At 71.3% G+C, this 8,273-nt stretch carries 7 protein-coding genes; 1 reads left to right on the forward strand and 6 read right to left on the reverse strand.

Going from position 1 to position 8,273, the window contains the following annotated elements; genetic code table 11:
* Positions 1 to 38: 38 nt before the first annotated feature.
* Positions 39 to 2,102, reverse strand: coding sequence for an NAD-dependent DNA ligase LigA (ligA, locus tag ACWGIU_RS21500; RefSeq protein WP_453708096.1), 2,064 nt, complete (start codon positions 2,100 to 2,102; stop codon positions 39 to 41).
* A gap of 104 nt (positions 2,103 to 2,206) precedes the next feature.
* On the reverse strand, positions 2,207 to 2,929 hold the full coding sequence (locus ACWGIU_RS21505) for a TetR/AcrR family transcriptional regulator (protein ID WP_453708098.1): 723 nt from the start codon (positions 2,927 to 2,929) through the stop codon (positions 2,207 to 2,209).
* 113 nt (positions 2,930 to 3,042) lie between these two features.
* Here ACWGIU_RS21505 and ACWGIU_RS21510 point away from each other — a divergent pair, with 113 nt between their 5' ends.
* The gene (locus ACWGIU_RS21510) at positions 3,043 to 4,284 is read left to right on the forward strand and encodes a saccharopine dehydrogenase C-terminal domain-containing protein (RefSeq protein ID WP_453708100.1); all 1,242 of its coding nucleotides are present in this window, start codon (positions 3,043 to 3,045) and stop codon (positions 4,282 to 4,284) included.
* Positions 4,285 to 4,382: 98 nt separating this feature from the next.
* On the opposite strand, the gene ACWGIU_RS21515 is transcribed toward ACWGIU_RS21510, so the two are convergent.
* From ACWGIU_RS21515 to ACWGIU_RS21530, 4 genes are all read right to left on the reverse strand, one after another.
* Complete coding sequence (locus tag ACWGIU_RS21515) at positions 4,383 to 4,775, reverse strand: Imm7 family immunity protein (RefSeq protein WP_453708102.1); 393 nt, start codon at positions 4,773 to 4,775, stop codon at positions 4,383 to 4,385.
* Positions 4,776 to 5,000: 225 nt separating this feature from the next.
* Positions 5,001 to 5,948 carry a carbohydrate ABC transporter permease gene (locus ACWGIU_RS21520; protein ID WP_453708104.1) on the reverse strand — a complete coding sequence of 316 codons (948 nt, stop codon included), beginning with the start codon at positions 5,946 to 5,948 and terminating at the stop codon, positions 5,001 to 5,003.
* Positions 5,945 to 7,279 (reverse strand): ABC transporter permease subunit, encoded by a 1,335-nt coding sequence (locus tag ACWGIU_RS21525; RefSeq protein WP_453708106.1) that lies wholly within the window; start codon positions 7,277 to 7,279, stop codon positions 5,945 to 5,947. The genes ACWGIU_RS21520 and ACWGIU_RS21525 overlap by 4 nt, the downstream gene beginning before the upstream one ends.
* A 10-nt stretch (positions 7,280 to 7,289) precedes the next feature.
* Positions 7,290 to 8,273: ABC transporter substrate-binding protein (locus tag ACWGIU_RS21530; protein ID WP_453708108.1), on the reverse strand; the 984-nt coding region annotated here is incomplete at its 5' end.

Genomic DNA, 8,273 nt, shown 5'->3' on the forward strand with positions numbered 1-8,273 from the left:
CCCGTGATCCGCAGGACGGCCGGAGGCCTTTTCCGTGGTCAGCCCAGGAAGTCGGCGACCAGTTCGGCGAAGGCCTCCGGGGTGAGGACCTCGACGCCGAGTTCGGCGGCCTTGACCGCCTTCGAGCTGGGCTTGCCGCTCGCGGAGGGCGCGGATACCAGGATGGTGGTCTTGGCGCTGACGCCGCTGCCCGCGCGCCCGCCCGCCTTCTCGATCAGAGCGTTCATCGCGTCCCGGCCCCGACCTTCCAGCGCCCCGGTCATCTTCCCCGTCACCACCACGACCTTGCCGGCCAGCGGCCCCGAGCCCTGCGCCGTCGCCTCTCCCTGCGGCTCGTCCATGGTGACGCCCGCCGCGGCGAGCTTGTCGATGACCGGGGCCAGGGCAGCGATCTGTTCGACGATCACCGGGGCCTTCTCCGGGCCGATGCCGTCCACGGCCTGCATGGCCAGGGCATCGGCCGCGCGGACGGCGTCCATCGTGGCGAAGTGCCGGGCGATACGACGCGAGATGCTGCGCCCGGTGCCCAGAATGCCCAGCGCGCACACGACGCGGCTCAGCGGAACGGCCTTCGCCGCCTCGATCTGTTCGGCGAGCCTCGCTGCCCGCTTGGCGCTGCCGGAAGCGGTGGTGAGCTGCTCCAGGGAGAGCGTGAACAGGTCGGCGACGTCCGTGACGTCACCGGCGTCGACCAAAGCCTTGACGTACGTCCTGCCCAGCCCGTCGATGTCGAGCATCTCGCGCCCGGCCGCGTACTCGATGAGGGCCGGCAGGGCGCAGGCCGCGCCCTGTGCGCAGCGCCACCGCTCCTGCGTCTTGTCGATCTCCCCACCGCAGTTGGGGCACGCCTCCGGCAGTGGCACCTCCGTCGCTCCGACCGGCCGCAGCGCCACCACGGAGGCCTGGACCCGCGGGATGATGTCGCCCGCCTTGTAGACCGTCACGGTGTCGCCCAGGTGGAGATCACGGCGCCGGATGTCGGCCGGGTTGTGCAGGGTGGCCCGGGTGACGGTGGACCCGTCGATCAGGACCGGGGCGAGGACGGCGGTCGGGGCGAGCACCCCCGTCCGGCCGACCTCCCACACCACGTCCTCCAGCACGGTCTGCCGCTCGACGGCCGGGAGCTTGAAGGCGACGGCGAAGTACGGGAAACGGCTGCCCAGTCCCACCGCCTCCTGCTCGGCCGCGTCGTTGAGCTTGATCACGACACCGTCGATACCGAACGGCAGCCCCGCGCGCAGGGCGGCGATCTCGTCGACCCGCTGCTGGGCCTCGGTGAGGGTGGCGACCACGTGCAGTCCGACCGGGGTGTCCGCGGTCGTCCGGACTCCCGCCCGGGCGACCGCGGCCAGGGTTTCGGCGTGGGTGGCTCCGGCGGGCAGGAACGATTCCCCGTCCAGTTCGACGGCGCCGTACGTCCAGAACGTCATCATCAGCCGGTACGGCCGGTCCTTGGCCCTCAGTGTGCCGGCCGTGCCGTTGCGGGGGTTGGCGAAGACCTGCGCGCCGTGCGCGGCGCGGACCGCGTTCGCCGCCTCGAACTGCTCCTGGGTGAACAGCACCTCGCCGCGCACCTCGAAGGTGGCCGGCACCGGCAGCCGCTCGGGCAGGCCCTCGATCTGTCCGATGACATGACTGATGTCCTCACCGCTGCTGCCGTCGCCACGCGTGATGATCTGCACCAGCCGCCCCGCCCGGTACCGGGCCGCAACGGCCGCGCCGTCCAGCTTCGGCTCGACGGTGAACCCGCCGGACGGCGTCCTGCCCAGCCGCCGCTTCAGGGATTCGCCCCACGACAGCAGGCCGTCGGGGTGGAAGACGTTGTCCAGGCTGAGCAGCCGGGTGGTGTGCGCGACGTCGCCGGCCGGGGCGGCGCCGTCTCCGACCTGCCCGGTGGGGGAGTCGACGGCGACATCGCCGGGGTGATCCGTCTCCCACGCCAGCACGGCGAGCCGGAGCTGGTCGTAGGTGGCATCGTCCATCGGGCTGTCCCCGTCGGCGTAGTACGCCGCCGATGCGTCGCGCAGGTGCCCGAGCGCGGCCTCGTAGTCGGAGCGGCTGGGCATGCCGGACAGCGCCTGATCGGCGGAAAGGTTCATCATGGGAGTGATCCTCTCGCGAGCCACTGACAATCGCCCCGGAGCGCCCACCGGTGGTCCCCGTCGGCGGGACGACGGGCCGTCACGCCCGCCGTCACCCCTCGTGTTCATCCCCGTGCGGTGGGCTCGGCCGCCCCGGAGAGCTGCCTCTCGGCAGTGTCCAGCAGCATCTCCAGCGCGACCGGGTACGCACTGTGGGGCATCCGGGCGGCCAGCAGTCCCGCGGTGGCCGCGATGTTCGGGTACGCGTCGGCCGGCAGCCGGGCGTACGTCGACTCCCACCGCTCCTCGTCCGACTCGCGCGCCTTCTCCGTCAGCGCGAGGGATCCCGCGTCGAGCGCCGCGAAGGCCAGGGCCTGGTCGATGTAGGCGTGGTAGATCCGTACGGCGTCCACGTCGGCGAAGCCCGCGCCGCGAAGACTGCCGAGGATCACCTCGTCGGCCGCGATCTCGCGCGGTCGGCCGCTCACCCGGCTCGCGGTCAGCAGCGCGGCCTGCGGGTGGGCGAGGTAGGCGCCGTGGATGCGCAGCCCGAGTGAGCGCAGGTCGTCGCGCCACCGCCCGGTCGGGACCCAGCCGTCGAGCGCGCGGCCGATCAGTTCCTCGCCGATGGCGAGGGTCAGACCGTCCATGCCGTCGAAGTACCGGTACAAGGTGCTGGGGTCCGCCCCCAGAGCGGCGCCCAGCCGCCGGGCGGACAGGCCCGCGCTCCCGTGCTCGCGCACCATCCGCAGGGCCGTTTCGACGATCAGCCGCTCGGAGAGCACCGTCCCCCGCCGGGTCGGGCGCCGCCGCCTGCGGGCCTCTTCCGGGACCACGTCCTTCGCCATCGTCCGCTTCCTCCCTCCGTCCCAACCTTATGCCAACACCATTGACCTTAACTCGCACGGAACGGTTCCATCAGCCCCCTGGGGCGCACGCCTCACAGAGAGAGGACCTCGCCATGCGTGTTCTGCTTGTGGGTGCCGGCGGTGTCGGGAGCGCGATCACCAAGATCGCCGCCCGCCGCGACTTCTTCGACCACTTCGTCGTCGCCGACTACGACCTGGCCCGCGCCGAGGCCGCGGTCGAGGCTCTGGACGGCGAGGAGCGCCGGTTCAGCGCCTGCCGCGTCGACGCCTCCGACGAGGCGGCGGTCACGAGCCTGCTGACCGAACACGGATGCGACGTCCTGATGAACGCCACCGACCCGCGCTTCGTCATGCCCCTGTTCAACGCCGCGCTCGCCGCCGGCAGTCACTACCTCGACATGGCCATGTCCCTCTCCCGCCCCCACCCCGAGCACCCGCACAGGGAATGCGGGGTCAAGCTCGGCGACGAGCAGTTCGAACGGGCCGAGGAGTGGGAGAAGTCGGGCCGCCTCGCCCTTGTCGGCATGGGCGTCGAGCCCGGACTCTCGGACGTCTTCGCCCGCTACGCCGCCGACCACCTCTTCGACGACATCGAGGAGATCGGCATCCGCGACGGAGCGAACCTGGCCGTCGAGGGCTACGACTTCGCCCCGTCCTTCAACATCTGGACGACGATCGAGGAGTGCCTGAACCCGCCCGTGGTCTACGAGCGCGAGCGCGGCTGGTTCACCACGGAGCCGTTCAGCGAGCCGGAGGTCTTCGACTTTCCCGAGGGCATCGGACCCGTCGAGTGCGTCAACGTCGAACACGAGGAGGTCCTCCTCGTCCCACGCTGGGTCGGAACCCGCCGGGTCACCTTCAAGTACGGCCTCGGCGACGACTTCATCGGCAAGCTCAAGACCCTCCACGCCCTCGGTCTGGACTCCACCGACCGGGTCGCGGTCCGCGGCGAGGACGGCACCGAGGTCCGGGTCTCGCCCCGCGACGTGGTCGCCGCCTGCCTGCCCGACCCGGCGACGCTCGGGGACCGCATGACCGGAAAGACCTGCGCCGGGACCTGGGTCAAGGGCACCAAGGACGGCCTGCCGCGAGAGGTCTACCTCTACCACGTGGTCGACAACCAGTGGTCCATGCGCGAGTACGGCTCCCAGGCCGTGGTCTGGCAGACCGCCGTCAACCCGGTGGCGGCCCTCGAACTCCTGGCCACCGGCGTCTGGTCACAGCCCGGCGTCCTGGGCCCCGAGGCCCTGCCGCCGCTCCCCTTCCTGGAGCTGCTCACCGCGTACGGCTCCCCGTGGGGCATGCGCGAACAGGGCGACACCCCCGGCACCTGACCGTCCGGCGCACCGGAGGGCACGCCGAACCCGGCCCGCCGCCCCTCCGGCCACCGCGCTGTGGGCGGGAACGGGTAGTCCGGCCCGTACCGGACGCGCTAACCGCTGAAGGGATCCTCCAGCACGGGGATGCACGGCGAGAGCGACGACTCGGTGTACTCGGCGACGTTCCCCCGGACCAGCCTGAGGACACGGACCTCGTTCTCATGCCGGGGATCCTCGTCATCGAGCAGGTGCAGCAAGCCGTACGAGCCGGGCGCGACCGTGCCGACGTGCCGGAACAGGTCGAGGATCTCGGGTCTGCAATGGTTGGAGAAGCCCCCGATGTGGAGGAAGAGCTCGCCGTTCATCCAGCGCAGGTCGAGCAGATAGGGGCTGGCGATCTCGTCGATGCGGCGCCGAAGACCCTCGACGATCTCGGCCGCCCGGGTCGGGTCCTCGTCGTCCGTGGCACTCTCGCGGACCGTGATCCAGCCGTGGTATTCGAACATGGCGGGAGCCTATCGAGGCGTCGGCAGCGGGCCGCCGCGGCCAGCTCGTAGGTCGTGTCCGAAGTCCCGCCCGGCCACCCCGCTCGGACCGCAAGCAGTCGAGCACTCCTCCTCGCTCCACGCCATGGGTCAACCTTGGGCGGCTCCCCACGACACCGACGGGCGGGCCCTGCCGACGGTCTCCCGACCGGCCGCAGGGCCCGCTCCAACAGCACGGTGCGGCGGCTACTTCACCGAGCCCGCCATCACCCCCTGGACGAAGTGCCGCTGGAAGGCGAAGAAGACGATCAGCGGGACCACCAGGGACAGGAACGCCCCGGGCGCGAGGACGCCGATGTTGCTTCCGAACTGCCTCATCTGCGACTGCAGCGCGACCGTGAGCGGCTGGGACCCGCTGTCCGCGAAGAGCAGCGCCACGAGCATGTCGTTCCAGACCCAGAGGAACTGGAAGATGGCCAGGCTCGCGATGGCCGGGCGGCCGAGCGGCAGCACCAGTCGCGAGAAGATCCGCCACTCGCTGCCGCCGTCCATCCGGGCGGCTTCCAGCATTTCGCGCGGTATCTCGGCGAAGTAGTTGCGCAGCAGGAAGATCGCGAACGGCAGCCCGTAGGCGACGTGGAAGAGGACGACGCCGGCGACCGTACCGAACAGCCCCACCGCACCGAAGAGTTTGGCCACCGGCAGCAGCCCGATCTGCACGGGTACCACCAGCAGTCCGACGACCACCAGGAAGATGGCGTCCCGGCCGGGGAACTCCAGCCACGCGAAGGCGTATCCGGCGAGTGCCGCGATGGCGACGACCAGGGCGGTGGTCGGCACGGAGATCAGCACGGTGTTCCCGAACGCCTCCGCGATACCGGAGTCCTTCAGCAGGGCGCCGTAGTTGTCCAGGGACAGCTGGGACGGGTCGCCGAGCGCGGTCCACCAGCCGTCGGAGGCGTTGTCGCCCTCGGAGCGCAGGGAGGAGATGAGCAGGCCCGCCAGTGGGGTGATCCATATCAGGGCCACCAGGATCAGCGCGCCCTGGACGAGGGAGCTGCTCAACAGGCGGGACAACCGCTTTCCGCGCCGGCGCCCGGGTCCGGGCCCCTTCGCCGACGGGCCGGGGACCGGGCTGACCGCCGCCGTCCGCCGGGACCGTCGGCGCTCGATGGTGCCCTGGCCGCTGCTCATGCTCCACTCCTTCGGAAGCGCCGGATGTTGAAGATCATGGCCGGGACGACGAGCAGGAGGAGCACCACGCTGAGCGCGCTGCCGAGCCCCTGGTCGTTGCCACCGCCGAAGGAGACCAGCCACATGCGGGTGGCCAGTACGTTGGCCTCCTCCTGGACCGGTCCGGGCGCGATGATGTAGACGAGGTCGAAGACCTTCATCACGTTGATCACCAGGGTCACGAAGACGACGGTGAGCACCGGAGCGAGCAGCGGCACGGTGATCCTGCGGAAGATCTGGCCCTCGGAGGCACCGTCCATCCGCGCGGCCTCCAGGGCGTCCCGCGGGATGGCCGCGAGGCCGGCGCCGATCAGCACCATCGCGAAGCCGGTCCACACCCACAGGTAGGCGCCGATGATGGCCGGGGTGACCAGCGCCGGACCGAGCCAGTTCACCCCCTGGTACGGGGCCGCGAAGTTGGCCGCGGGCAGTCTGACCGTGTACGGGCCGTCGGCCAGCCCGGTGAAGCGGAACGACCCGTCTTCGGCCGTGACAGCGGTGGCGGCCACCCGGCCGTCCCGTACGGCCTCGACCGCCATGCCGGGCAGCCCGTTCTCGCCCGGATCGATGCGGCCCGGGGTGCCGGCGCCGCCGGGGGCGAAGTCGAGGTAGACGACACCTCCGATGGTGTCCGGCTCGGGCGCCGCGGGGGCCGCGGCCTTCGCTCCGGCCGGCATCGCGTCGGGTGCCACCCCGATGAAGCCGAGACCGATCGCGTGGCCGGGACGTACGGCCTCCTCGGTGCTGTACGGGCCGCCCGCCCCGCCCGTCAGGCCGTGGCCCTCCCGGGCACGGGCCGTCGGATAGGCGGCGGTGTCACCGAAGCTGTCGTGGACGCCGACGACGGCGGCGTTGAGCACGCCCCGGGACGGGTCCTGTTCGTAGGCGAGCCGGAAGATGATTCCGGCGGCGAGGAACGACACGGCCATCGGCAGGAAGAGCACGAGCTTGAACGCGGTCGCCCAGCGCACCTTCTCGGTGAGCACGGCGAGCATCAGCCCGAGTCCGGTCAGCAGGGTCGGGGCGACGACGACCCAGAGGGCGCTGTTGCGGATCGCCTTGAGGGTGGCCTGGTCCTGCACGATCGCCGCGTAGTTGGCGGCCCCTACGAATCGGTCGCCGTCGGCGTCGAAGAGGCTGCGGCCGAAGGAGAAGAGGACCGGGTAGACGACCAGCGCGCCGAGCAGCAGCAGGGCCGGCAGGACGAAGACGACCGCGAGGCGGCGCTTCCTGCGCTGGGCCCGGCGCCGCCCGTCGGCCGGGCCGCGGGCGGCGGTCACGGTGTCAGCCATGGGAGCCGCCTCAGTTCCCGTAGGCCTTGGCGGCCTCGGCCTCGAGCTTCGCGGCCGTGCCCCGCGGGTCCGACGGGTCGCGCAGGAAGTCCTGGAGGAGCTTCCACTCACCCGCGCCCTTGGTGCCGCCGAACGCGGCCGGGGCCTGGTCCGACATGTCGAAGCGGATCGAGTCGCCCGCCGCGATGAGGGAGTTGGCGGTGCTGCGCGTGATCTCATCGCCGTACGAGGCGATGTCGACCTCCTTGTTCGGGGACAGGAAGCCGCCGGCGCGGGCCCAGACCTCGGCCGCCTCGGAGCCGGCCAGGTATTCGAGCAGCTTCATGCCGGCCTTGCCGTTCTTCGCGTCCTTGAGGACCACGGCCGCGTCACCGCCGCTGACGACCGGAGCCTTGCCGCCGTCGACCGCGGGGAAGGGGAAGAACTTGGCGTCCTTGCCGAGCTTCTTGCCGAACTGGTCCTTGGCCACGCCGCCGACGAAGTCGCCCTCGTAGACCATGCCCGCCTTGGGCTCGGGGCCGAAGACCTGCGCGACCGATGAGGGGAAGTCGGTGCTCAGTGCCGTCTGTGCACCGCCGGCCACGAGCTGCTTGTCCTTGAACAGCTCGCCGAGGGTGGTCAGCGCCTTGACGACGCTGTCGTCGGTCCACTTGAGCTTGTGCTGGGCGAGCTGGTCGTACTTCTCCGGTCCCGCCTGAGAGAGGTAGACGTTCTCGAACCAGTCGGTGAGGGTCCACCCGTCCTCGCCGGCTATGGCGAAGGCGGGGCGGCCGGAGTCGGCGAGGGTGCGGCCGGCCTTCAGCATGTCGGTGTAGCTGGTGGGCTCGTTGACACCGGCCTGGGCGAAGGCCTCGGGGGCGTACCAGACGGTCGACTTGTGGGCGGCCTTGAAGTAGAGGCCGTAGTACGTGCCGTCGACGGTGCCGTAGTTCGTCCACACCGGGGCGAGGGTGGAGCCGGCCTTCCGGGCGGCCTGGTCGGACAGGGGCTGGAG

The sequence above is a fragment of the Streptomyces sp. NPDC054840 genome (genome assembly GCF_053611065.1).

Excerpts from the sequence above, each read along its gene's own strand:
- ACWGIU_RS21525 (WP_453708106.1), bottom strand. The coding sequence starts at position 7,279 with ATGGCTGACACCGTGACCGCCGCCCGCGGCCCGGCCGACGGGCGGCGC.
- ACWGIU_RS21515 (WP_453708102.1), bottom strand. The coding sequence starts at position 4,775 with ATGTTCGAATACCACGGCTGGATCACGGTCCGCGAGAGTGCCACGGAC.
- ACWGIU_RS21520 (WP_453708104.1), bottom strand. The coding sequence starts at position 5,948 with ATGAGCAGCGGCCAGGGCACCATCGAGCGCCGACGGTCCCGGCGGACG.
- ligA (WP_453708096.1), bottom strand. The coding sequence starts at position 2,102 with ATGATGAACCTTTCCGCCGATCAGGCGCTGTCCGGCATGCCCAGCCGC.
- ACWGIU_RS21510 (WP_453708100.1), top strand. The coding sequence starts at position 3,043 with ATGCGTGTTCTGCTTGTGGGTGCCGGCGGTGTCGGGAGCGCGATCACC.
- ACWGIU_RS21505 (WP_453708098.1), bottom strand. The coding sequence starts at position 2,929 with ATGGCGAAGGACGTGGTCCCGGAAGAGGCCCGCAGGCGGCGGCGCCCG.